The organism is Pseudomonas sp. Y39-6 (assembly GCF_023651955.1).
Lineage (GTDB): Bacteria > Pseudomonadota > Gammaproteobacteria > Pseudomonadales > Pseudomonadaceae > Aquipseudomonas > Aquipseudomonas veronii.
Map to the genome: position 1 here is coordinate 3,575,344 of NZ_CP069594.1, position 22,260 is coordinate 3,597,603.

The following is a 22,260-nucleotide window of genomic DNA, read 5'->3' on the forward strand; positions in this document are numbered from 1 at the left end:
ACTCCGCCCGTGCTGAACCGGAACCTGGTTGATCAGCCTTTCCACAGACTAAAGCGTCTTGGGAATAAGGAAACTCCGCGAGAAAGGCGCTCACCTTCTGTTCAACAAAACGGTGCTCGTATGACTATTTCCTTGCAAACCCTCCCCAGCGTTTCATTGATGCCGCTCTCCACGCCACCCGCAATACCCGCCGCTACACCGCCGACGTTGACACCCGTCCCCAGCCACGACTCGCCTGCGCCAACGGTGCAGCCGCCAGCCAGCGTCACCGTAGCGCAAAGCGCCAGCCTCAAGGCGAAGCTGGGGCATTATCACAACCTTAAAACACTCGCCGACAAACTCAACGAAATCGCCCTGCGGCTTGGGCCTGACGCGTCCACCCCGGCCGTGCAGGCAGCCCTCAAGACCACGCCGATGGACGTTCACCCCGACTCGGCTTATCACAGCGAAGTCGGCGGCAGCACCAGCGTGGATAGCTTTATCAATCGCCAGGGAGGATTGCTTTCACCCTATAGCCATTTATCCCTGACCGGGCTGTCGGACGCCATGGCCGCCCGATCCCAGGCGCACCCGTTGGGTAACCTGGGCGGCGCCCTCAGCTGGCCGGTGCCCTTGAGCGCCGATGAGCAACAACGCTTGCGCACCCGCACCCAGGATTACACCGACCCTCTTGGGCAAAAACAGCCGCTCAAGCACACCACTGGCGGAGTACTGGAGTTCCTGCGGCATCGAACCCCTCTCGCGGCCGAAGCGCTGACGAGCCCGGGCGCGACGTTGAACGCCCTTGTCAGTTCACCAGAAGCGCAATCATTGGGCCACGCGCTTCAGGAACAGATGCAGGGCATTGCCACCGATAGCAGCAGCCTCGATTACCTGCTCGCGGCCGTGATACTGCAGCTGGACCCAGAGTCCATCACCGCCCCCCAACGCAACAACGTGGCCGGCTTCGACCTGGCCGACGACTCACTCAGGGGCAAGTCGGCCGCCCATATCGTCGATGCCCTGCGCCAACACCTGGTGGCTCAGGGTAAAACCAGCCCAGAACTGGCTGGCGCAGCCGCCCACCTGCTGCTGGCGGGTCGTGCGCCGGTATTTCTGGTCAAGGACATTCCCGACAGCGTGACCTTTGGCAGCCCGGCCTGGGTCAACCTCGCAATCGCCGCGACGATGGTCGACGCGCACATACCCGGCCGGATCGCCAATATGAGCTTCGCCGCGGTCATGCTGGAAGCCGAACACGCCAGCGGCGCAGACGTGAACATGACGAACACCGCTCAACGTAACGCCTTGATCGATTGGGGCACGGCCAATGGCCTGCTGGAGAAAAAAGCCGAGCATCTGTACGCGTCCGATGAACTGAACAACCTGGTGACTCGCTTCAGCGAACGCCAGTCCGTGATGCTGGCCGCCTCAGAGGCCTTCGACAAAGACATCCCGTCCCGTAAAGCGATGGCATTGGCCGAGCTGAAACAACGCTTTCCCGACAAGGAGGCGCTGTTCGAAGAACCCTTGATTCGCGTCACCCATATGCCGGGCGGGGATATCCGGCGTAGAAATCAGGTGCCGGGCGTGCACTCGCTGCTGGATGTCGCGATGATGGACGTTGGACCCGACGCGGTCTACGGCTCCCGTGACAGCCGTATCCCCGTGGGGGCGTTGAACGCCAATCCCGAGTTTGGGGTGGCCACGGCGTTCGAGTCGCAATTCAAGCAGGTGATCGAGGAAAAGAAGAACGCCGTCGGCACGTATATCAAGCACTTGATCAGCCAGTTGCCGGCAGACGACCGAAAAAACTTTGAATATGGCAACGTCACTTTTTATCAAAATCACGCCCATAAACTTGGGCTGGGTTTGTTCAGTGACAAAACCGAGCTGCCCAAAGGCGAAGAACTACTGGTAAGGATCGAGCGCGGTGGGGTGACCACGGCCTATGAGATCGACTTCAATGCCGGCGCTATCCGCAGTATTCCGCAGTGGCAGGCACAGCCTGGCTCTTCAAGGAAGGCGAATATCGTCTCCGAAACAAAGGTGTTCACCCCCAGCGCCGGTCAAACCACGCTTGACACAGAACAGACACCGCCTGGCGATTCACCCAGCGATACCTTCGCCTCGCCCCGCGTCCAACTGATCGCCGATGCCTTCGTTGAACATATCAACCTCGATGATCCGGCAATCAAGCAACAGGCGCGTGGCCTCACCACCGACGACAATATTCGGAACCGGTCCGACATGATTGAAAACTTCCTGTTGGACCTGGTCCCTTTGCGCTCCGCGATCAACCACTTCCGCAACGGCAACATTGCTGAAGGCTTGATCGATCTGAGCCTGGACGCGTTCGGCATCGTGACGGCGGGTGTGGGTGCGGCCGGAAAAGTGGTCAAGATCGCAGGGACCACCGTTTCGGCGGCGACCAAGGTGGCACGGTCGGCCAAAGTCATCGGCATGGCCACGTTCGGCGCATTCAACCCGCTGAGCGGCGCAGGCGACCTGGCGGTTGGCGGGGCTCGCCTGGCCGGTGGCGGGCTCAAGTTCCTCGGCGCCAAAGGCGCGCAAGGTGTGAACGCATTGCGTGGCGCGTCGGGCCGTTACGACCTGCTCAAAGCCGCCAGCAACGCGCATGGCGTCGTCGCCACAGGCACCGTGAAGATCGGCGAACACAGTATCGACGGTGCCGCGGTGCTGAAAAATGGCCAATGGTATGCCTTCGACGCGGAAAAAATGCGCGCCTACGGAGGGCCACTCCAGGGCTTCGCACCCACCACGGTGTCGGCGAAGGGGCAGATCAACCAGAGCTTCACCGACTGGCTCTACAAGAAGCTGGCGGGCGAAATACAGTCGCCGGAGGGCCCGCCGACCGTACTCGGTCAATATGCACCCAAAGAGTTCGAAAACGAGTTGAAACGCGCGCAACGCCCCGAGAAGGTTTCCGACTTCAACGCCGGCTATGCGAACGGTGACCCGCACAAGGTGCCGGGCTTCTCGTCAGACTCGACGATTCTCGAGCTTCAGATGCTGATCTCCCGTGGGTGGCTGGGCGCCGAAGACGTCGGCACGCTGGTCAAACAGATCGAGCGCAAGAAAGTCAGACTGATCCAGGAAGGCTTTACCCTGTTCCAGCGGGATATCCACGCCGTCGGCGGTACCTTGACCCCGATGCCCCAGGAGTTTTACCTCAGCCAAGTCAATCTGGCTTCACCAGGCGAATGTGCGGGTATCGCCAATACCCTGGCGCTGGCCATGCAATCGGGCCAAGAAACGACCTACCTGGGCAATATGTTCAAGGCGGCCGCCGATCCACAGGACCCTGTGGCGACGCAGTTCATCCGCACCCTCAGGTCGTTTCATGAAGCAGTCAAACACGTGGATACCTTTCATATGGGCAAGCAGCCCAGGCAGATTCCCTATCATCAGATCGCCACCGAGCTGACCGATGCGAGCCCGCCAAGGAGCCTGAGGATTGCAACGAAGGATCACGCCCTGCTGGCCGGCGTCATGGTGCGTGACGACAAACCCGTCTGGTTCTACTTCGATCCGAATTTCGGGATGGCCCAATTTGACTCGGCCGAGGCCATGAAAAATGGCCTGGAACGTACCCTGAATCGCGGCACCAGCCCGTTTCAGCATCGGGCTTACGGTACGAATCCGGGCACGCCTGAGTATCAAGTGAGTTATTTTGAGTCCGGTGACATGCAGTTCTACCGCGATTCCGCACAGGTCCACCGTATCGCGTCGGTCCCGTTGTAGTTTTTCCGCCCCTGACGCGACATTCTCCGGCGCGAAGCTCACAATGCCAGCAATTTTTCGGAACTTGCTGGCATTGTCGCTACTCACTACTGGGTTGCCTTTAGACCTGTCGCGCCCAGCACCTTCACTTTTTCAGGAATGTTCACTATGTCGGCACCCACCTCAACCATTCTCGTAGTCGAAGACGACTCCATTGTGCGTATGCTGATCGTCGATGTACTCGAAGAGCTGGGGTTCCGTGTGCTGGAGGCTGAAGACGCCAAATCGGCGCTTGAATTCGTAGAGGACACAAATAAAGTCATTGATCTGATGATGACCGATGTCGGCCTGCCGGATATGAATGGCCGGGACTTGGCCACCCAGGCGCGTAAACTGCGCCCGCAACTGCCGGTCCTGTTTGCCAGTGGTTATCCCGAGAGCATCGAGGTTCAGCCGGGCATGCAATCGATCGCCAAGCCGTTCTCCATCGATCAATTGCGCAATAAGGTTAAGCAAATGCTTGACGCAGCCTGACGTTGCGTTTTTGTCCAGTGCCGCCCACAGGGGCGGCATTTTTACGTCAAGCTGTATGTCATACCGGGATTAACGTGACGTTCGGCCAATAAAGTTGGAAACTCGCCGCTTTGCCACACCATTCAATAGTACTCCTCACAAGCCCTCTGGAAGGACGCAACAACATGATTGGAAAACCGACGCGCCTGCTGTTGGCGAGCCTCTCGATACTCATGAGCTCTGGCGCCTGGGCCGACTTCACGGCCACCCCCTCTGAGGCTCGGGCAATCGCCAAGGAAGCCTATTTGTATGGTTACCCGGTCGTGGAAATGTACAAAACGCTCTACACCCAGGCGGTCGACAAGGGCGGCGTCAACTTCAAGGCGCCGTTCAACCATATTGGCAACACCGCCCAGGTCTTCACCCCCAAAGACACCACACTGGCCACGCCAAACCCCGACACGCCCTACTCCTTCGTCTGGATGGACCTGCGTAGCGAGCCGCTGGTGCTGACGCTGCCCAAGATCGAAGACAACCGCTATTACTCGGTGCAACTGGTCGACCTCTATACGCATAACTTCGCGTACCTGGGCACGCGCAGCACCGGCAACAATGGCGGCCACTACATGATCGCCGGGCCCGACTGGAAAGGTCAGCAGCCGGTCGATGTGGATCGTGTGGTGTATAGCGAAAGTAACCTCGCTTATGCGCTGTACCGCACACAGTTGTTTGATGAAAAGGACCTGAACAAGGTCAAGCAGATCCAGAATGGCTACAAAGTGCAGTCGCTCAGCAGCTATGTGAAACAAGCCGCCCCGGCCAAAGCGCCGAAGATCGATTGGCCCAAACCGCTGGCCAACATGACCGAAGGCCCGCAACTGTTTCGCTACTTGAACTTCATGCTCGCCTTCGCTGCCCCCCAGGACAGCGAGAAAGACCAGCTCGCACGCTTTGCCACCATCGGCATCGCACCGGGTGCGCCGTTCAAGGTCAACCAGTTGAGCGCCGAACAGCGTAAAGCGCTGGAAGACGGGATCGCCGACGCCAAGGCTGAGTTCGCGGCGTTCAAAAAAGACAAACTCGACACCCAGCAGGTCGCCATAGGCGACCTGTTCGGCAACCGCGATCACCTGAAAAACAACGACCTGTACCGCTATGCCGGTGCCGAGGTGGGGCTTTTCGGCAACTCTGCCGATGAAGCCACCTACTTCAATTACGTCGTCGACAGTGAAGGCAAGCCCGCCAACGGCGCGCGCCATAGCTACACCGTCCACTTCGCCAAGGACCAACTGCCGCCGGCCGACGCCTTCTGGTCACTGACCCTGTACAACGCCAAGACCAAGTTGCTGGTGCCCAACCACAAAAAGCGCTATGTGATCAATTCGCGGATGTTGCCCAACCTCAAACTGGACGCCGATGGCGGCCTGACCCTGGCGCTGCAACACCACGAACCGCCAAAAGCCGAACAGAGCAACTGGTTACCTGCACCGCCCGGCCCGTTCTACGCGGTGTTGCGCCTGTACCTGCCCAAACCCGAGGCGAACAACGGCCAGTGGAAGCTGCCGCCGCTGACGCCACTGAAGTGATACGGTCGGCGACTTACCGCTTTTTCAGTTTCAGATACGACTGATGCAAATCCGACGCCCAACCGTCGATCACGCTTTTCACGTCATTGGGCGTCATCACCTGCGAGTCGTTTTCCAGCGGCTTGCCGGTGCCCTTGCGTACTACCTCGGCAACCACCTTGCCGTTGGCGCCGTCGAGAAACTGCGCCTCGGTGCCCAGCACCGTGTCCTGGTCGCGGATGCCGGTGCCGGTACTCACCGCAGCGGCCACCAGGGCGACCGGCACGAACTCATAAGGTTTCAGGCCCTGGGTTTTGCTGCTGACTGCCGTAATCGCCGCACGCACCACTAACACTCCGGCGCCGGGCCCTTGGGCAAGGGGCAATGACTTGCCGACTTCGCGCTTGAGGGCCTGGTTGAAGTAGTCATTGATGCCACGCAACGTGCTCTCAGGAATTTTCGCGGTGGCTTGGGGCCTGGGGTAAAACTGCGTCGGTTCGATATACACCGCGTTGTAGCGGCTCATATCCAGTTTCGGATCGACCCAACGCAGCACCTCGACGCCCGAAGGCGACTTGGCCGGCTTGAGACGGCTGTAATCGGACAGGAATCCTGAATACTCATCCGGTTGCGTGACTTGGCTGGCACAGCCCACCATCCCGATCGTGGCGATGCAGAGCGTGCTGATCATTAGCCTTAGTTTCATCATCGAACTCCTTGGCAGTCATCATCAGAACGTTGAGCTGTAGGTATAGCCAATCCTTGGAAAAAGCGCTGAAAAGCTCAGCCGCGCTCGCGCGGGATCAGGCTCTGCAACTGTGCGGCCAGGAAGTTCGCGTTGAAGGCGAAGGTGTCCGGGTCTTTCAAACCGTTGGTTTTCTTCCACAACCAGTCGTTTTTGTCCGCCGGCAGCACCAGTGAAACACTGCCGTGCCGTGCCGCCGTCAGGCCCATGACCGACACCGAAATCAAGCCGCCGACGCCCATCACGTCCGGCACGAACTCCACATTCTTGCCGGTGATCTGCACGGTGAGTTTTTCGCTCTTGAACGGCGATGTCTCCACCGGAACGCTCGGGCCGCTGGCGACATACGCTTCACGGTGGACTTCAAGCAAACCAGCGGTATTGACCGGTTCCAGCCATTGTTCGATCTGCTGGAACAGCTCGCCGAGCTTTAGCGCCCAGCGCGCCGATTGCACCTCGAACTGCTGTTTTTTGTGCGCTTCGCTATCGGCGTAATGACGAAGCATCTCGCCCAGTTGCTGTACATCATCCATTGCGGTTTTCCTCGGGTGAGCCGTAGTGCGAACCGCGATCATGGCAGATGCGGCAACTCACCGTATGATTAACGCCTGCGAAACAGCGGGCGCGGCTCGATCACGCTACGCCCGTACTGCACGCTCATCCCCGCCAGCCCTTTCAGGGCGTCTTCAGCCGACTTGTCCGCGCGCACCGCAAACGCATCGAACCCGCACTGGCGCATATGGCTGAGCTGATCGCGTAGCACATCGCCAATCGCCCGCAACTCGCCTCGCCAGCCCATACGCGTGCGCAACAGATAGGCCTGGCTATAGGCGCGGCCGTCACGAAAGCTGGGGAAATCCAGGGCAATCAGCGGCAGCGTGGCGAGCCAGGGCTGCAGCAGTTCGACCTCATCATCCGGGCCCAGCCACACGCCATGCCCCGGCGCATAGGACGCCAGCGGCAGGATCAGCGCAGCGCCCTCCGGCACCTCGTCACGCACCAACACCCACGGATCATCCGCCACCAGGCGCGCCTGCCCCTGCTCAAGCTTCAACAGATTGTTCATGCCGGCTGCTCCGCGTACACCTGCTCCTTGAACGGCTCCAGGCCAATGCGCTGCACGGTATCGACAAAGCGCTCTTCGCTTTCGCGGTAGCGCACGAAGGTATTGATCACGCGCTCGATCACATCCGGAATCTCGGCGGCGCTGAACGACGGGCCGATCACTTTGCCCAGTGAACTGTGTTTGCCCTGGGCCCCGCCGAGGGTGATCTGATACCACTCACTGCCATTCTTATCGACGCCCAGGATGCCGATATTGCCGATGTGGTGATGGCCGCAGGCATTGATGCAGCCGGAGATGTTCAGGCTGATGTCACCCAGGTCGTGCAGGTAGTCGAGGTTATCGAAGCGCTGCTGGATCGCCTGAGCGATGGGGATCGACTTGGCATTGGCCAGGGCGCAGAAGTCACCGCCGGGGCAGGCGATGATGTCGGTCAACAGGCCGATATTCGCCGCACCCAGGCCGTGTTCGCAGGCCAGGCGCCACACGGCATGCAGATGCTCCTTGGGCACATCCGGCAACACGATGTTCTGTTCATGGGCGATACGGATTTCGCCAAAACCGAACCGCTCCGCCCACTCCGCCACGGCCTCCATTTGCGGGGCGCTGACGTCGCCAGGCGGCGCGCTGATGCCGGGTTTGGTGGACAACACCACGCTGGCGTAGCCCGCGACTTTATGCGGCATGACGTTGCGGCTGACCCAGCGCGCAAAGCCCGGGTTGTCGGCCAGTTCGGTGCCGTAGGCCAGGCTGGTATCGCTGAGCGACGCATACGCCGGCGGCACGAAGGCCGACGCCACCCGCGCGTATTCGGCATCGGTCAACTGCGCCGGGCCATCGCGCAGGTACTGCCATTCTTCCTCCACCTCCTGGGAAAACGCGTCGATCCCCAGCGCCTTGACCAGGATCTTGATGCGCGCCTTGTACTTGTTGTCCCGCCGGCCATGCCGGTTGTACACGCGCAACACCGCCTCGACGTAGGACAGCAGGTGCCGCCACGGCAAGCCCTCGCGAATCTGCAAACCGAGGATCGGCGTGCGGCCCAGGCCGCCGCCCACCATCACGCGCAGCAGCATCTCGCCTTGGTCATCACGGTAAAGGTACAGGCCGATGTCATGCATCATGATCGCCGCGCGGTCTTCGCGGGCCGAGCAGATGGCGATCTTGAACTTGCGCGGCAGGAACAGGAATTCCGGGTTGATGGTCGACCACTGGCGCAGAATCTCCGCCAACGGGCGCGGGTCCAGCAGCTCGTCGGCCGCGACCCCGGCAAAGGCTTCGGTGGTGATATTGCGCACGCAGTTACCGGAGGTCTGGATCGCATGCATGTCCACCTGGGCCAGGCGTTCGAGGATGTCGGGCACCTGGTGCAGCTCGATCCAGTTGAACTGCAGGTTCTGCCGGGTGGTGAAGTGGCCGTAGCCACGGTCGTAGTCGCGGGCGATGCTGGCCAGGGTACGCATCTGTTCGGCGCTCAAGGTGCCGTAGGGAATCGCCACCCGCAGCATGTAGGCATGCTTTTGCAGGTACAGGCCGTTCTGCAGGCGCAAGGGCAGAAACTCTTCTTCGCTCAATTCGCCGGCGATAAAACGCTCGACCTGATCACGAAATTGCGCCACGCGCTCGAACACCAGCGCCCGGTCGTATGCATCGTACTGGTACATATCACCGCCTCATCAGGGTTGGCCGCGTCCCAGGGCGCGGCTTCTAGGGGGGCGACTATGCGCCTGCGGCGCAGGGCATTAAAGATTCAGGTGCAGGCTTAAAAAGCGGATCAGATGGGCTATAAGCCGTGCTTTCACGCCGAATAAACTGATCCGTAGTAATCAGCTTTTTCTGAGTCTGTTTTGTTTTACCCACACTTCCTACAGTGCCCGCCACTTGGAACCGTGGGAGGACTGAGCATGAGCACAGCAACAATCGGACAGGCCTATAACTACAAGGTCGTCCGCCAATTCGTGATTGCCACCATCGTCTGGGGCGTGGTGGGCATGGCCATGGGCGTGTGGATCGCTTCGCAGCTGGTCTGGCCGGAAATGAACCTCGATTTGCCCTGGACGACTTTTGGCCGACTGCGACCGTTGCACACCAGCCTGGTGATCTTCGGGTTCGCCGGCAGCGCGCAGTTCGCCGCCAGTTATTACGCGGTACAGCGCACCTGCCAGGTGCGGCTGTTTTCCGACAAGCTCGCCGCATTTACCTTCTGGGGTTGGCAATCGGTCATCGTGATCATGTTGATCAGCCTGCCGTTGGGCTACACCACCACCAAGGAATACGCCGAGATCGAATTCTCCGGCGCGGTATGGATGACGGTGGTGTGGGTGGCCTACGCCATCGTGTTTTTCACCACCGTGGTACGCCGCCAGACCCGGCACATCTACGTGGGCAACTGGTTTTTCGGCGCGTTCATCCTGGTGATCGCCATGCTGCATGTGGTCAACCACCTGGCGATTCCGGTGGACTGGTTCAAGTCCTACCCGGTGTATTCCGGCGCCACCGATGCGATGGTGCAATGGTGGTACGGGCATAACGCCGTGGGTTTTTTCCTGACCACCGGCTTCCTGGGGATGATGTACTACTTCGTGCCGAAACAAGTCGGACGGCCGGTGTATTCCTATCGCCTGTCCATCGTGCATTTCTGGGCACTGATCACCTTGTACATCTGGGCCGGTCCGCACCACTTGCATTACACGGCGCTGCCGGACTGGGCGCAGTCGCTGGGCATGGCGATGTCGCTGATCCTGCTCGCGCCGAGCTGGGGTGGCATGATCAACGGCATGATGACCTTGTCGGGCGCCTGGCATAAGTTGCGCAGCGACCCGATCCTGCGCTTTTTGGTGTTGTCGCTGGCGTTCTACGGCATGTCGACGTTCGAAGGGCCGATGATGGCGATCAAGACCGTCAACGCCCTCTCCCACTACACTGACTGGACCATCGGCCACGTCCATGCCGGCGCGTTGGGCTGGGTGGCGATGATCACCTTCGGCTCGCTGTACCACATGATCCCGAAAGTCTTCGGCCGCCAGCAGATGCACAGCGTGACGCTGATCAACCTGCACTTCTGGCTGGCGACCATCGGTACCGTGCTGTACATCGCCTCGATGTGGGTCAACGGCATTACCCAGGGCCTGATGTGGCGTGCGATCAACGATGACGGCACCCTCACCTACTCGTTTGTCGAGGCCTTGCAGGCCAGCCATCCGGGGTTTGTGGTGCGCTTTGCCGGTGGCGTGTTGTTTCTCAGCGGCATGCTGCTGATGGCCTACAACACCTGGCGCACGGTGCGGGTCGCCGACTTGCGGGTTGCGCAGCTTGACGCGAGGATCGTCTGATGTGGAGCTTTCTGATGGTGGTGTGCCTGTATGGCGCGGTGGAGTACTGTTTGCGCGGTCAATCCGAGGAGACGCTGGATGAGGCCAGTTTGATTCCGTTCGCCGACGACCCGGAGGTGGCGCGCCGGGTGGAGCTGGCCACCGGCAAACAGATCCACGCGGTGGCAGCGGAGCAAGCCAGGCCGGGCTGGGGCAATCTGGATATGTGAAACTGCTCCGCTGATTTGGCGCGCAACTGCGTATGACTATTCGGCGGCCGATGGGTAAGGTGATGCGATATTTCTTGTCAGGAGCATCGCATGCACACCATCGGCCTGATCGGCGGCATGAGCTGGGAGTCCAGCGCCGAGTACTACCGCATCATCAACCAGCGCGTGCGCGACCAGCTCGGTCCGCTGCGTTCGGCGCAACTGCTGATGTACAGCGTGGACTTCGGTCCGGTGGAACAGGCCCAGCATGCCGGACGCTGGGACGACGCCGCGCTGATCCTCGAGGATGCCGCGCGCCGCCTGCAAGCCGGGGGTGCCGAGTGCGTGGTGCTGTGTACCAACACCATGCATTTGGTGGCGCCGCGGATCGAAGCGGCGGTGTCGATTCCCTTTCTGCATATTGCCGATGCCGCAGGTGCCGCGGCCGTCGCCGCCGGCACCCTGACCGTGGGTTTACTCGGCACCGCGTTCACCATGGAACAGGACTTTCTCACCTCGCGCCTGGCCGCCCACGGCCTGAACGTGCTGGTGCCCGATGCGAACGAGCGCCAGGCCGTCCACCGGATCATCTATGAGGAATTGTGCGTCGGCGTGATCAGCGAGGCGTCACGCCAGGTCTATCAGCGCGTGATCGCATCCCTGGCCGCACGCGGCGCCCAGGCAATCATCCTGGGCTGCACGGAAATCGGCCTGCTGATCAAACCCGAACACAGCAACCTGCCGCTGCTCGACACCACGGTGCTGCATGCGCAGGCAGCGGTGGCGTTCGCGTTACGGGACTAAGCCGAGGTTCTTGACCCCGCCGCGCGGCGCCACAGCCGCGCAACATCCGCCGCTCTCTCACGCAACAAGCGCGGTGCCTCGCTGCAGGCCTGCTCCAGGCTCATCGGCCCGGACGGCAAGGCGAAGGCTGCATCCACGCCGTGGGCGTACATCTGCTCGTAGCCTTCACCCAGCGTGCCGGCGATCACGATCACCGGGACCTGGTGCCGCTGGGCGATGCGCGCCACGCCGAAGGGTGTTTTACCGCGCAACGTCTGGGCGTCGAAACGACCTTCACCGGTGATCACCAGGTCGGCGCCGCGTATCGCTTCGTCGAGGCCGACCAGTTCGGCGACCACCTCCACCCCCGCACGAAACTGCGCTCCGAGGAAGGCCTTGGCGGCGAACCCCAGGCCGCCGGCGGCGCCACTGCCGGGTTCGTCGCGCACGTCATTGGGCAAGACCTTGGCGCAATGGTCGGCAAAATGGCCGAGGGCCGCGTCGAGTTGTTCGACCTGCTGCGGATCGGCGCCTTTTTGCGGGCCGAAAATCGCCGAGGCGCCGTGGGGGCCGCACAACGGGTTATTCACGTCGGCGGCGATTTCAAAGCGCACCTGGGCCAGGCGCGGGTCGAGTTGTTCCAGGCTGATCCGCGCCAGGCGGGCCAAAGCCAGGCCGCCCGGTGCCAGAGGGTGACCCTCGGCATCGAACAACTGCACGCCGAGTGCCTGCATCGCGCCTGCGCCGCCATCGTTGGTGGCACTGCCGCCAATCGCCAGGATGATGCGCCGGGCACCGGCGTCCAGGGCCGCGCGGATCAGTTCGCCGGTGCCGAAGGTGGTCGTGGAGCACGCGTCGCGCTGCCCCGGTGCCACCAATTGCAGGCCGCTGGCTTCGGCCATTTCGATGAGTGCGGTGTGGCTGTCGGCCAGCCAGCCCCAATGCGCGTCAACCGTAGCGCCCAAGGGGCCTTTCACCGACTGGTGCCGCAGTTCGCCCTGGCAGGCGGCGAGTACCGACTCCACCGTGCCTTCACCACCGTCCGCCATCGGGCACTGGACCACGTGTGCATCCGGCCAGACCTGCGCCAAGCCTTCGGCAATGGCCTGGGCGACGCCTTCGGCACTCAGGCTGTCCTTGAACGAATCGGGGGCGATGATGATTTTCATGGGCGTTCTCCGGTTTTTATGCCGCCCATGCTGCCAGTTGGCAGCGGCAATGACGCTGGTCCGATGCACAAGTGCGAACCCGGCTTGTTGGTCATTCCGACAAAACCTGGGGCAGCAGCTGGACGCCAAGGTACAGCGCGAGCATGCCATCCAGCGTCAACGGGTCGACCCCGCTGAGTTCGGCAATGCGCTCCATGCGGTAGCGCAGGCTGTTGCGGTGAATGCCCAGCGCATCGGCGCATGCCTGGCTTTGCCCGTCGTGTTCGCACCAACTGCGCAAGGTCGCCTGCAGTTGGCCGTTGTTGTCCTTGGCCAGCACTTTTCGCAGCGGGTTGAGCAATTCGTCCAGGGCATCATCGTTGCGATGCCGCCAGAGCATCACCGGCAGGCGATAGCGGTTGAGGGTCAGCAGCCGTGAATGCGGCAGGACATCGCGGCCGTAGGCCAGCAGGTCGCCCACGCGTCGATAACAACGACGCAACCCCGCCAAGCCATCGGCTTGCCCACCGACCGCCACCCGCAGAATCGTCCAGCCCAGGCCTTCGAGCTTTTCCAGCAGGCGCGGATTGTCCACCGGCACCGCCGCCGGCCGGCACCATAGCAGCGAATACTGCGCGGAGCTGACGCACCAGCTGTCCGGATAGCGCGACGTCAACCAGGCGCTCAGCGCTTCCGCCGTCTGCCCCGCCCCCAACTCGAACAGATACGGCGTGCGCGCCATCTGCGGCTTGAGCCCCAGTTGCTGCGCCTCATCCACCAGGCGTGGCGAGTCGCCGGTGTCGGCCAGCAGCAACGCCAACAGATCGTCGCAGCGCTGGCGTCGCCATTGTTGCTCGGCTTGCTGATGCCGGTGGCTGACCAGCATTTCTGCGGTCATGCGTACCAGTTCGGCATACGTGCGCAGCCCCTCCGGCTCGCCGGTAATGCCGAGCACGCCGATCAGGCGCTGGTCGTGCATCAACGGCAGGTTGATGCCCGGTTGCACGCCCTTGAGGTGCTTGGCGGTCTGCCCGTCGATCTCCACCACGCGGCCGTTGGCCAACACCAGTTGCGCGCCTTCATGCCGCGTGTTGATGCGCTCCGGCTCGCCGCTGCCGAGGATCAGGCCCTGGCTGTCCATGACGTTGACGTTATGCGGCAGGATCGCCATGGTGCGATCGACGATATCCTGCGCCAGGTCATGATCCAGCTCGAACATGGGGCTAATTTCCTTGAAAGCGGCGGTTGTTCATCGGCACAGCGCAAAGGATGCTTCACTGTGCGCGAGCACAAAGACAGCACCCCGCCAGGTGGCCGAGACTCATGGGGCGATCAACGTTACCCTCGCATCGCAAAAAATCATAATAAAGAGAGACTCCCATGTCACAGAGCGCCGTTGCACCACTGGCCACCGATGACGATAAAAACGCCATCTACAAGCGCATTACCCTGCGCCTGATCCCCTTCATTTTTATCTGCTACCTGTTCAACTACCTTGACCGGGTGAACGTTGGCTTTGCCAAGTTGCAGATGCTCGATGCGTTGAAGTTCAGCGAAACCGTGTACGGCCTGGGTGCCGGGATCTTCTTTATCGGCTACGTGCTGTGTGGCGTGCCGAGCAACCTGGCGCTGACCAAGTTCGGTCCGCGGCGCTGGATTGCCTTGATGATGATCGTCTGGGGCGCGCTGTCTACCTGCCTGCTGTTCGTCACCACGCCGACGCATTTCTATACGTTGCGCCTGTTGACCGGTGCCGCCGAAGCCGGCTTCTTCCCCGGTGTGGTGCTGTATCTCTCGCAGTGGTTCCCGACGTTCCGCCGTGGGCGGATCATGGCATTGTTCATGTCGGCGATTCCGGTGTCCGGCCTGTTGGGCAGCCCGTTTTCCGGCTGGATACTCAACCACTTCGGCGCCGGCCAAGGCGGGCTCGCCGGCTGGCAGTGGATGTTCCTGTTGCAAGGTATCCCGACCGTAATCCTGGGCGCCCTCGCCTATTTCCTGCTCAGCGACAGTTTTGCCAACGCCAAATGGCTCCAACCGCATGAGCGCGCAATGCTGGAAGCCGACCACGCGACTGACCTGGCGAACAAGCCGAAAACCACCACCGACTCCCTCGCCGAAGTGTTCAAGAACCCGGCGATCTGGGCGTTCGGCTTGATCTATTTCTGCATTCAGAGCGGCGTCTACGCGATCAACTTCTGGTTGCCGTCGATCATCAAGAACCTGGGTTTCAGCGATAACCTGGTGATCGGCTGGCTCAGCGCGATCCCCTACCTGCTGGCCGCGGTGTTCATGTTGCTGGTGGGCCGCTCCGCCGACTTGCGCAAGGAGCGGCGCTGGCATTTGGTGGTGCCGATGTTGATGGGCGCGCTGGGCCTGGTGATCGCGGTGAATTTCGCCACCACCCCGGCCATCGCCATTCTCGGCCTGACCATCGCCACCATGGGCGCCCTCACCGGCCTGCCGATGTTCTGGCCGGTGCCCACCGCCATGCTCAGTGCGGGCGCGGCGGCAGGTGGCCTGGCGTTGATCAACTCGATGGGCCAGATGGCCGGCTTCCTCAGCCCGTACATCGTCGGTTTTGTGAAGGATGCCACCGGGTCCACGGATATCGCGCTCTACCTGCTGGCGGCGGTGATCGTCGGCGGCAGTGTGTTGGCACTGCGTATGACCCGCACCCTCAAAGTCTGACAGTTGGAGCAGACTTGCTCCTACTCTGGGTTGGGGATTTACAACTGGCCGCCGCCGTCGATATCGATCACGGCGCCGGTCATAAAGCCATTTTCCATGGCCAGCACAAACCCCGCCGCCACTTCGTCGGCCTCCCCGACGCGACCTACTGGCAATGCGTCCTCCACCTTGGCAAACATCGCCAGGCGCTGCGTGTCGTCCAACCCGGCATACGCCGGCGTGTCGATCACGCCAGGGCTGATCACATTCACCCGACGCGGTGCCAGCTCCTTGGCCAATTGCTTGCCCAGCGCTTCGGTGGCGGCATTGATACCGGTCTTGATGAACTGACCGGGCGCCAATTTGCGCCCCAGTTGACCGGAGGTCAGGCTGATGCTGCCGTGCTCGTCGAGGAACGGCAGCGCCCGTTGAATCGCACGCAACGAACCCCAGAGTTTAACGTTGAAATTATCCTGGGCTTCGTCCAGGTCGGTGTCGATCAGGTTCTTGGCGCGCACCGACGGGCCGGCGGTATAGACCAGATGATCAAAGTGCCCCACGGCTTCGAACAGGCGTTGCAGGGAGGCGCTGTCGGTGACGTCCACCGGTTCGCTGCGCACGCCGTTATCGACGCCGGAGGACACACGCCGTCCGGCCAGCACCACCTGCGCGCCACGCGCGGCTGCCGCCTTGGCCACTGCCGCGCCAATGCCGCTGCTGCCGCCGATAACGATGACAGTTTTACCGCTGAGGGAATGGGTCATGGGGAAAGATCCTGGGTCAAAAAATGAGCGTTCATCTTCCCAGCTTGGCAATCAGCGAAAAATCCCGGTAAAACGACAAGATATTTAAAGGTTTTTTACAAATGAGCTCGATTCTCGACCTGGAAGTCTTCGTGCGCAGCGCCGACACCGGCAGCCTGTCGGCGGCCGCGCGCAGCCTCAGCCTCACGCCGGCCGCCGCGAGTATTGCGCTCAAGCGCCTGGAAACCCGCCTGGGCATACGGCTGCTGGCGCGCTCCACCCGCAGCATGCGCCTGACCGAGGAAGGCCGGCGATATCTGGACAGCGTGCGCGTGGCCCTGGAAGCCCTGTCCGAAGGTGAACAGGCGATCAAGCAACAAGGCCAAAGCCTCAGCGGTTGGCTGCAATTGGCCGCGCCTTCGGATTTCGGGCGCAACGTGCTGCTGGGCTGGCTGGATGAGTTCAAGCTGGAGCACCCGAACATCCGCGTTCAACTGTTGCTGAACGACAGTAACGCCGACCTGTTCCGCGAAACTGTCGACATCGCCCTGCGCTTCGGTGTACCCCGTGACTCCAGCCTGGTGGCGTTGCCAGTGGTGCCGGACCACCGCCGCATCGCCTGCGCCAGCCCCGCCTACCTCGCGCGCCATGGCGCACCGAGCACGCCGGCAGAACTGGCGCAACACAATACGCTGCGCTACATGCGCCAGGGGCGGGCCAACAACACCTGGTACTTCCGCCAAGGCGCCGAGCTGCAGGAAGTCGAGGTGACGGGCGACTATTTGAGCGATGACGGCGAAATCGTGCGGCGCTGGGCATTGGCCGGGCATGGCATCGCCTATAAAGCCAACCTGGATATCGCCAGCGACATCCAGGCCGGGCGCCTGGTGCCACTGTTGACCGACTGGCAGGGCGAACCCACGCCCTTCAATCTGATGTGCCCCCATCGCCTGCAAGTGTCGGAACGGGTGAAAGTGTTGCATCGCTTCCTCCAGACACGTTGCCGGACGCTGCTGAGCGTATGAAGAAACACGCCCAGGGCTTGTCCCAGAGCCTGCGAGTCTGGTATTGCATGGCACACGTTTTCCTGATTTGAGGAGCTTTGCATGATTTATCGCACGTTGGGCCAATCCGGGTTGAAGGTCAGCGCCTTGACCCTGGGCACCATGATGTTTGGCGAACAGACCAACACCGAAGACTCGTTGCGCATCATCGACAAGGCCTGGGACCAGGGCATCAACTTCATCGACACCGCCGACGTTTATACAGGCGGACGTTCGGAAGAGCTGGTCGGTGAAGCCATCGCCCGCCAGCGTCAGGATTGGGTGGTGGCGTCCAAGGTCGGCTTTGGCCCACCGGACGGTTTGCCCAACCGCAGCGGTTTGAGCCGCAAGCGTATTTTCAATGCACTGGAAGCCAGCCTGACCCGCCTCGACACCGACTACCTGGATATCTACTACCTGCACCGCGAAGACCACAACACCCCGCTGGAGGTCAGCGTATCGGCGATCGGCGACCTGATTCGCCAGGGCAAGATCCGTTACTGGGGCCTGTCCAACTACCGCGGCTGGCGCATTGCCGAAGTGATTCGCGTGGCCGAGCGCCTGGGCGTGGACAAGCCGGTGATCAGCCAGCCGCTGTACAACATCGTCAATCGCCAGGCCGAGATCGAACAGATCACCGCCGCAGCCGCCTATGGCTTGGGCGTGGTGCCTTACAGCCCACTGGCCCGTGGCGTACTCAGCGGAAAATACGCACCCGATGCGACGCCCGAGGCCGGCAGCCGCGCCGCGCGGCAGGACAAGCGCATTCTGGAAACCGAATGGCGGGTCGAGTCGCTGCGCATTGCCCAGCAAATCCAGCAATACGCCAAAGAACGTGGCGTGGGGATTGTCGAATTCGCAATCGCCTGGGTACTGAACAACGCGGCCGTCAGCTCTGCGATTGTCGGCCCGCGCACCGAAGCGCAGTGGGATGCGTACACCGGCGCACTGGATGTGAAACTCACGGCTGAGGACGAGGCCTTTATCGACTCGCTGGTGACGCCGGGGCACTCGTCCACCCCGGGCTTCAATGATGTCGGTCACTTTGTGTCGGGCCGCATGGCACGCACGTAACCCCCCGGAAAATCGCAGTTCACTGCCCTTCTACCGAGGGCAGTGAGCAAAACCTGGATGAAACGCCCCAAAACAGAGCCACCTTCTGACGCCAAAAGCACTATATTCCCCTGCTGAAATCCCCCCTCTTTTGTATCCAACGGTTTTCGCGAGGACAGCGTGTCTAAAGGTGTTGTGTTATCGGTCTTGGCTTCGGTGTTGTTTGCCGTGATGTATTACTTCACGTCGCTGCTGACGCCCTTGAGTGGCCTGGAGATTTTCGGCTGGCGCATGTTACTCACCGTGCCGTGCATGACGGTGTTCATGCTCATCAGCGGCGAATGGCGACGGGTATGGGACGTGCTGCGGATGCTGGCGGCCAGGCCGCGACTGATCGGCGGCATCGTGGTGTCCTCGGCGCTGCTCGGCGTGCAATTGTGGCTGTTCATGTGGGCGCCGCTGAATGGGCGCAGCCTGGATGTGTCGGTGGGCTATTTCCTGCTGCCGCTGACCATGGTGCTGACCGGACGCCTGGTGTACGGCGAACGCCTGTCGCGGCTGCAACAGATCGCGGTGTTTTTTGCAGCCCTTGGGGTGCTTAACGAACTGTATCAGGCCGGTGGTTTTTCCTGGGCCACGCTGGTGGTGATCATCGGCTACCCGGTCTATTTCGTGGTGCGCAAATACCTGACCACCGACCATTTGGGCGGGCTGTGGCTGGACATGGCGCTGATGCTGCCGGTGGCCTGGTGGTTTGTGCAAAGCGGCGAACAGGGCTTTGCGGTGATGGCGGCCCATCCGAAACTGTACGTGTTGATCCCGATGCTGGGCGTCATCAGTGCCTCGGCGCTGGTGAGCTATATCATTGCCAGCCGCTTGCTCGCATTCAGCCTGTTCGGGTTGCTCAGTTATGTGGAGCCGGTCCTGCTGCTGGGGGTGGCGTTGCTGCTGGGTGAAGGTATCAAGGCGGGCGAATGGCTGACCTACATCCCGATCTGGCTGGCGGTGATGGTGCTGGTGTACGAAGGCTTCAAGCACCTGGTGCGTCAACGCAGGGCATAAGCGCGAGAGCGTGGGGGGCATCCATGCCCTCCTGCTCAGGGCTGCGCCGCCATTCAGCGGGTTTGCACCTGGACTGTTGGCTGAACAGGCGTGCCAAATTGCTTTTCCAACAGGTCGGCCACGGCGTTCAGTTGCTCGCGCCTTGAGCCGTAAATCGGGATGTCGCTCTGCACTTGATTGCCTACCTCTTCCAGGGAGGCATCCATCACTTCTTTCTTGACGCCAAACAGATTGCCCAGTCGATTGCCCTGGTTCAGCTCGAGCAACGTGCCTGTGACCGGGTTCTTGGCGATTTTTTCGATAGAATAAGCCACGTCTTCAGGAACGCCCAACGCCTCCAGCGCCGTCCCCAGGCCATGGCCTGGGTTTCTGAGCTGCTTGAGGAATTCGTCGTAGAGCCCATTCAGATCATTGGCGCCCGCATTGCTCAGGAGAAGATTACCGAGATCCGCTTTGTATTCCTTGGGCGTCATCAATACGAGCGGGTCGTTATTGTTCAGCCCGTTACGCACTAAGTAGGGACCATCCTTGCTACCGCCATGCAGGTTGCCGTAACCGTCATAATAATAAAGCACCTTATTGCCATCCGCGCGCGTCCCGACGTAGGTGGCTGTGCCGTCCGGCGATAGGTTGTGGAGGCGCGTGTCGGTCAGGCCGTTGACCGGCACCGGCGGGGTGCTGGCGTCTTTGTCCAAACGCGTAAAGATGTCCCCCTTCTCATACCCATAACTGCCGACCACCGCATTGGGATCGCCAGCGGCAAATTTCCCCAGCACCTGCTTGACCCGCTCCACTTGCTTTGGCGCCGCGTCACTGGAGAAGTGTGCGGCAAGCTGGTCCACCTTCTTTGGATCGCTGAGCGCCGCCTTGAGCGAGGCCGTCATTTCTTCACGGGTGTTGAATGCGTGAAACGACTGACCTTCTTGCTCCGGCAAATACATCAGAAAGTTCGGCCCTTCGGCGGTCGCCGGCGTGCGCTTGGCCATGACGATGTCTTTGGCTTGTACGCCATCGACGCCAAAGGTCGACACCTGCACACCGGGTGCTCCCGGTTTGCCAGGCCTTACGACGGCAGTCGCCAGCGCTCGCCCGCCGGCACTCAGCGAACCGTCGCGGAACTCTGACTGTATGCGGTCCATGTAGTTTTGAAACGCCTGGTCGACTGGGTCCGAGTCGCTGGTCGAGCGGATGCGGCGAGTGGACACTGCGGGCTCGTTTTGCGCGTAAGGGGTAAGCGGATGTTGGCTTGCATAGGATGTATTGATCATAAAATGTATCCCGACGTGACTACTGAAGTTCGGCATCCCTGCATCAAGGCACAGGAGGTTTCCTGCGGCCCTGCCATCTTTGTGGACGCGGCTCGAAATACGGTTCCTCACACCTGGCGTACAAAAAAACCCGGCAGAGGCGACCTCGACCGGGCTTGTTGTGACGAGAAGGTGATCAGTCGGTGTTCAGTACACCGCGGCGCACCTGGTCACGCTCGATGGACTCGAACAGCGCCTTGAAATTGCCCTCGCCGAAGCCATCATCACCCTTGCGCTGGATGAATTCGAAGAACACCGGGCCCATCAGGGTTTCCGAGAAAATCTGCAACAGCAGGCGTTTGTCGCCTTCAATGGACGAACCGTCGAGCAGGATGCCGCGCGCTTGCAGTTGGTCCACCGGCTCGCCATGGTTCGGCAGGCGACCTTCGAGCATTTCATAGTAGGTATCCGGCGGCGCGGTCATGAAGCGCATGCCGATCTTCTTCAATGCGTCCCAGGTCTTGACCAGGTCGTCGGTGAGGAACGCCACGTGCTGGATGCCTTCACCGTTGAACTGCATCAGGAACTCTTCGATCTGCCCGGCGCCCTTGGACGACTCTTCGTTGAGCGGGATGCGGATCATGCCGTCCGGGGCGCTCATGGCCTTGGAGGTCAGGCCGGTGTACTCGCCCTTGATATCGAAATAGCGCGCTTCACGGAAGTTGAACAGTTTCTCGTAGAAGTTGGCCCAGTAGGCCATGCGCCCGCGATACACGTTGTGGGTCAGGTGATCGATGACCTTGAGGCCGGCACCGACCGGGTTACGCTCTACGCCTTCGAGGTAGACGAAATCGATGTCGTAGATCGAACTGCCTTCGCCGAAACGGTCGATCAGGTACAACGGCGCGCCGCCGATGCCCTTGATCGCCGGCAGGTTCAGCTCCATCGGCCCGGTGTCGATATGGATCGGCTGGGCGCCCAGTTCCAAGGCGCGGTTGTAGGCCTTTTGCGAGTCCTTCACACGGAACGCCATGCCGCACACCGATGGGCCGTGCTCGGCCGCGAAGTAGGAGGCGATGCTGTTGGGTTCGTTGTTGAGAATCAGGTTGATCTCCCCCTGGCGATACAGGTCAACGTTCTTGGAACGGTGGGTCGCGACTTTGCTGAAGCCCATGATCTGGAAGATCGGCTCCAGGGTGCCTGGGGTGGGCGATGCGAATTCGATGAACTCAAAGCCCATCAGGCCCATTGGGTTTTCGTATTGGTCAGCCATTTTCGGCGCCTCTTCATTCTTGGGATGAACGGATGTCAATTGCCAGCAAGGATGAAGTGGGAGGGAGGCGCACACGAGAGACCTCGCACGCTGCGGGCGAGGAAGTCAC

General features: G+C 61.2%; 19 protein-coding genes. 10 read left to right on the forward strand and 9 right to left on the reverse strand.

The window, feature by feature from the left end:
• Positions 1–120 precede the first annotated feature (120 nt).
• The 3 genes from JN756_RS16120 (at position 121) to JN756_RS16130 (ending at position 5,822) form a co-directional block, all read left to right on the forward strand.
• A complete protein-coding gene (locus JN756_RS16120; protein WP_250690785.1) occupies positions 121–3,744 on the forward strand; it encodes an Mcf1 protease effector domain-containing protein in 3,624 nt (1,207 codons plus the stop codon).
• Between the two features lie 147 nt (positions 3,745–3,891).
• Entirely contained in the window at positions 3,892–4,257 is a 366-nt protein-coding gene (locus JN756_RS16125; RefSeq protein WP_169881048.1) for a response regulator, read from the forward strand.
• 164 nt (positions 4,258–4,421) lie between these two features.
• The gene (locus JN756_RS16130; RefSeq protein WP_046383513.1) at positions 4,422–5,822 is read left to right on the forward strand and encodes a DUF1254 domain-containing protein; all 1,401 of its coding nucleotides are present in this window, start codon (positions 4,422–4,424) and stop codon (positions 5,820–5,822) included.
• Positions 5,823–5,835: 13 nt separating this feature from the next.
• On the opposite strand, the gene JN756_RS16135 is transcribed toward JN756_RS16130, so the two are convergent.
• From JN756_RS16135 to nirA, 4 genes are all read right to left on the reverse strand, one after another.
• A complete protein-coding gene (locus JN756_RS16135) occupies positions 5,836–6,507 on the reverse strand; it encodes a DUF3313 domain-containing protein (RefSeq protein WP_108524176.1) in 672 nt (223 codons plus the stop codon).
• A gap of 77 nt (positions 6,508–6,584) precedes the next feature.
• Complete coding sequence (locus tag JN756_RS16140) at positions 6,585–7,079, reverse strand: hypothetical protein (protein WP_046383514.1); 495 nt, start codon at positions 7,077–7,079, stop codon at positions 6,585–6,587.
• A 68-nt stretch (positions 7,080–7,147) separates the two neighbouring features.
• Complete coding sequence (locus JN756_RS16145; protein ID WP_057004157.1) at positions 7,148–7,612, reverse strand: DUF934 domain-containing protein; 465 nt, start codon at positions 7,610–7,612, stop codon at positions 7,148–7,150.
• Entirely contained in the window at positions 7,609–9,273 is a 1,665-nt protein-coding gene (gene nirA, locus JN756_RS16150) for a nitrite reductase NirA (RefSeq protein ID WP_108524177.1), read from the reverse strand. Before nirA ends, JN756_RS16145 begins: the two co-directional genes overlap by 4 nt.
• Positions 9,274–9,513: 240 nt before the next feature.
• Here nirA and ccoN point away from each other — a divergent pair, with 240 nt between their 5' ends.
• The 3 genes from ccoN (at position 9,514) to JN756_RS16165 (ending at position 11,933) form a co-directional block, all read left to right on the forward strand.
• On the forward strand, positions 9,514–10,941 hold the full coding sequence (gene ccoN / locus JN756_RS16155; RefSeq protein ID WP_017846282.1) for a cytochrome-c oxidase, cbb3-type subunit I: 1,428 nt from the start codon (positions 9,514–9,516) through the stop codon (positions 10,939–10,941).
• Complete coding sequence (locus JN756_RS16160; RefSeq protein ID WP_046383517.1) at positions 10,941–11,150, forward strand: cbb3-type cytochrome c oxidase subunit 3; 210 nt, start codon at positions 10,941–10,943, stop codon at positions 11,148–11,150. Before ccoN ends, JN756_RS16160 begins: the two co-directional genes overlap by 1 nt.
• Positions 11,151–11,240: 90 nt before the next feature.
• Positions 11,241–11,933 (forward strand): aspartate/glutamate racemase family protein, encoded by a 693-nt coding sequence (locus tag JN756_RS16165; RefSeq protein ID WP_046383518.1) that lies wholly within the window; start codon positions 11,241–11,243, stop codon positions 11,931–11,933.
• Here JN756_RS16165 and JN756_RS16170 read toward each other — a convergent pair.
• Complete coding sequence (locus JN756_RS16170; RefSeq protein WP_108524178.1) at positions 11,930–13,081, reverse strand: glycerate kinase; 1,152 nt, start codon at positions 13,079–13,081, stop codon at positions 11,930–11,932. The genes JN756_RS16165 and JN756_RS16170 overlap by 4 nt on opposite strands.
• Positions 13,082–13,172: 91 nt before the next feature.
• On the reverse strand, positions 13,173–14,279 hold the full coding sequence (locus JN756_RS16175) for a sugar diacid recognition domain-containing protein (protein WP_046489470.1): 1,107 nt from the start codon (positions 14,277–14,279) through the stop codon (positions 13,173–13,175).
• Positions 14,280–14,440: 161 nt separating this feature from the next.
• Here JN756_RS16175 and JN756_RS16180 point away from each other — a divergent pair, with 161 nt between their 5' ends.
• Entirely contained in the window at positions 14,441–15,751 is a 1,311-nt protein-coding gene (locus JN756_RS16180) for an MFS transporter (protein WP_057004162.1), read from the forward strand.
• Between the two features lie 38 nt (positions 15,752–15,789).
• Here JN756_RS16180 and JN756_RS16185 read toward each other — a convergent pair whose 3' ends face one another.
• The gene (locus JN756_RS16185) at positions 15,790–16,494 is read right to left on the reverse strand and encodes an SDR family oxidoreductase (RefSeq protein WP_201021068.1); all 705 of its coding nucleotides are present in this window, start codon (positions 16,492–16,494) and stop codon (positions 15,790–15,792) included.
• Positions 16,495–16,595: 101 nt separating this feature from the next.
• Here JN756_RS16185 and JN756_RS16190 point away from each other — a divergent pair, with 101 nt between their 5' ends.
• From JN756_RS16190 to rarD, 3 genes are all read left to right on the forward strand, one after another.
• Positions 16,596–17,498: a LysR family transcriptional regulator gene (locus JN756_RS16190; protein WP_046383522.1), complete on the forward strand. Its 903-nt coding sequence runs from the start codon at positions 16,596–16,598 to the stop codon at positions 17,496–17,498.
• A gap of 81 nt (positions 17,499–17,579) precedes the next feature.
• Complete coding sequence (locus tag JN756_RS16195) at positions 17,580–18,590, forward strand: aldo/keto reductase (RefSeq protein WP_201021069.1); 1,011 nt, start codon at positions 17,580–17,582, stop codon at positions 18,588–18,590.
• A gap of 159 nt (positions 18,591–18,749) precedes the next feature.
• Complete coding sequence (gene rarD, locus JN756_RS16200) at positions 18,750–19,631, forward strand: EamA family transporter RarD (protein ID WP_201021070.1); 882 nt, start codon at positions 18,750–18,752, stop codon at positions 19,629–19,631.
• Positions 19,632–19,684: 53 nt separating this feature from the next.
• On the opposite strand, the gene JN756_RS16205 is transcribed toward rarD, so the two are convergent.
• Complete coding sequence (locus JN756_RS16205; protein WP_231589930.1) at positions 19,685–20,899, reverse strand: dermonecrotic toxin domain-containing protein; 1,215 nt, start codon at positions 20,897–20,899, stop codon at positions 19,685–19,687.
• A gap of 175 nt (positions 20,900–21,074) precedes the next feature.
• A complete protein-coding gene (gene hppD / locus JN756_RS16210) occupies positions 21,075–22,151 on the reverse strand; it encodes a 4-hydroxyphenylpyruvate dioxygenase (RefSeq protein ID WP_017846293.1) in 1,077 nt (358 codons plus the stop codon).
• Between the last annotated feature and the right edge of the window lie 109 nt (positions 22,152–22,260).

Bases quoted from the DNA above. Each gene is read 5' to 3' on its own strand.
- JN756_RS16120 (WP_250690785.1), top strand. From the start codon at position 121: ATGACTATTTCCTTGCAAACCCTCCCCAGCGTTTCATTGATGCCGCTC.
- JN756_RS16125 (WP_169881048.1), top strand. From the start codon at position 3,892: ATGTCGGCACCCACCTCAACCATTCTCGTAGTCGAAGACGACTCCATT.
- JN756_RS16130 (WP_046383513.1), top strand. From the start codon at position 4,422: ATGATTGGAAAACCGACGCGCCTGCTGTTGGCGAGCCTCTCGATACTC.
- JN756_RS16135 (WP_108524176.1), bottom strand. From the start codon at position 6,507: ATGAAACTAAGGCTAATGATCAGCACGCTCTGCATCGCCACGATCGGG.
- JN756_RS16140 (WP_046383514.1), bottom strand. From the start codon at position 7,079: ATGGATGATGTACAGCAACTGGGCGAGATGCTTCGTCATTACGCCGAT.
- JN756_RS16145 (WP_057004157.1), bottom strand. From the start codon at position 7,612: ATGAACAATCTGTTGAAGCTTGAGCAGGGGCAGGCGCGCCTGGTGGCG.
- nirA (WP_108524177.1), bottom strand. From the start codon at position 9,273: ATGTACCAGTACGATGCATACGACCGGGCGCTGGTGTTCGAGCGCGTG.
- ccoN (WP_017846282.1), top strand. From the start codon at position 9,514: ATGAGCACAGCAACAATCGGACAGGCCTATAACTACAAGGTCGTCCGC.
- JN756_RS16160 (WP_046383517.1), top strand. From the start codon at position 10,941: ATGTGGAGCTTTCTGATGGTGGTGTGCCTGTATGGCGCGGTGGAGTAC.
- JN756_RS16165 (WP_046383518.1), top strand. From the start codon at position 11,241: ATGCACACCATCGGCCTGATCGGCGGCATGAGCTGGGAGTCCAGCGCC.
- JN756_RS16170 (WP_108524178.1), bottom strand. From the start codon at position 13,081: ATGAAAATCATCATCGCCCCCGATTCGTTCAAGGACAGCCTGAGTGCC.
- JN756_RS16175 (WP_046489470.1), bottom strand. From the start codon at position 14,279: ATGTTCGAGCTGGATCATGACCTGGCGCAGGATATCGTCGATCGCACC.
- JN756_RS16180 (WP_057004162.1), top strand. From the start codon at position 14,441: ATGTCACAGAGCGCCGTTGCACCACTGGCCACCGATGACGATAAAAAC.
- JN756_RS16185 (WP_201021068.1), bottom strand. From the start codon at position 16,494: ATGACCCATTCCCTCAGCGGTAAAACTGTCATCGTTATCGGCGGCAGC.
- JN756_RS16190 (WP_046383522.1), top strand. From the start codon at position 16,596: ATGAGCTCGATTCTCGACCTGGAAGTCTTCGTGCGCAGCGCCGACACC.
- JN756_RS16195 (WP_201021069.1), top strand. From the start codon at position 17,580: ATGATTTATCGCACGTTGGGCCAATCCGGGTTGAAGGTCAGCGCCTTG.
- JN756_RS16205 (WP_231589930.1), bottom strand. From the start codon at position 20,899: ATGATCAATACATCCTATGCAAGCCAACATCCGCTTACCCCTTACGCG.
- hppD (WP_017846293.1), bottom strand. From the start codon at position 22,151: ATGGCTGACCAATACGAAAACCCAATGGGCCTGATGGGCTTTGAGTTC.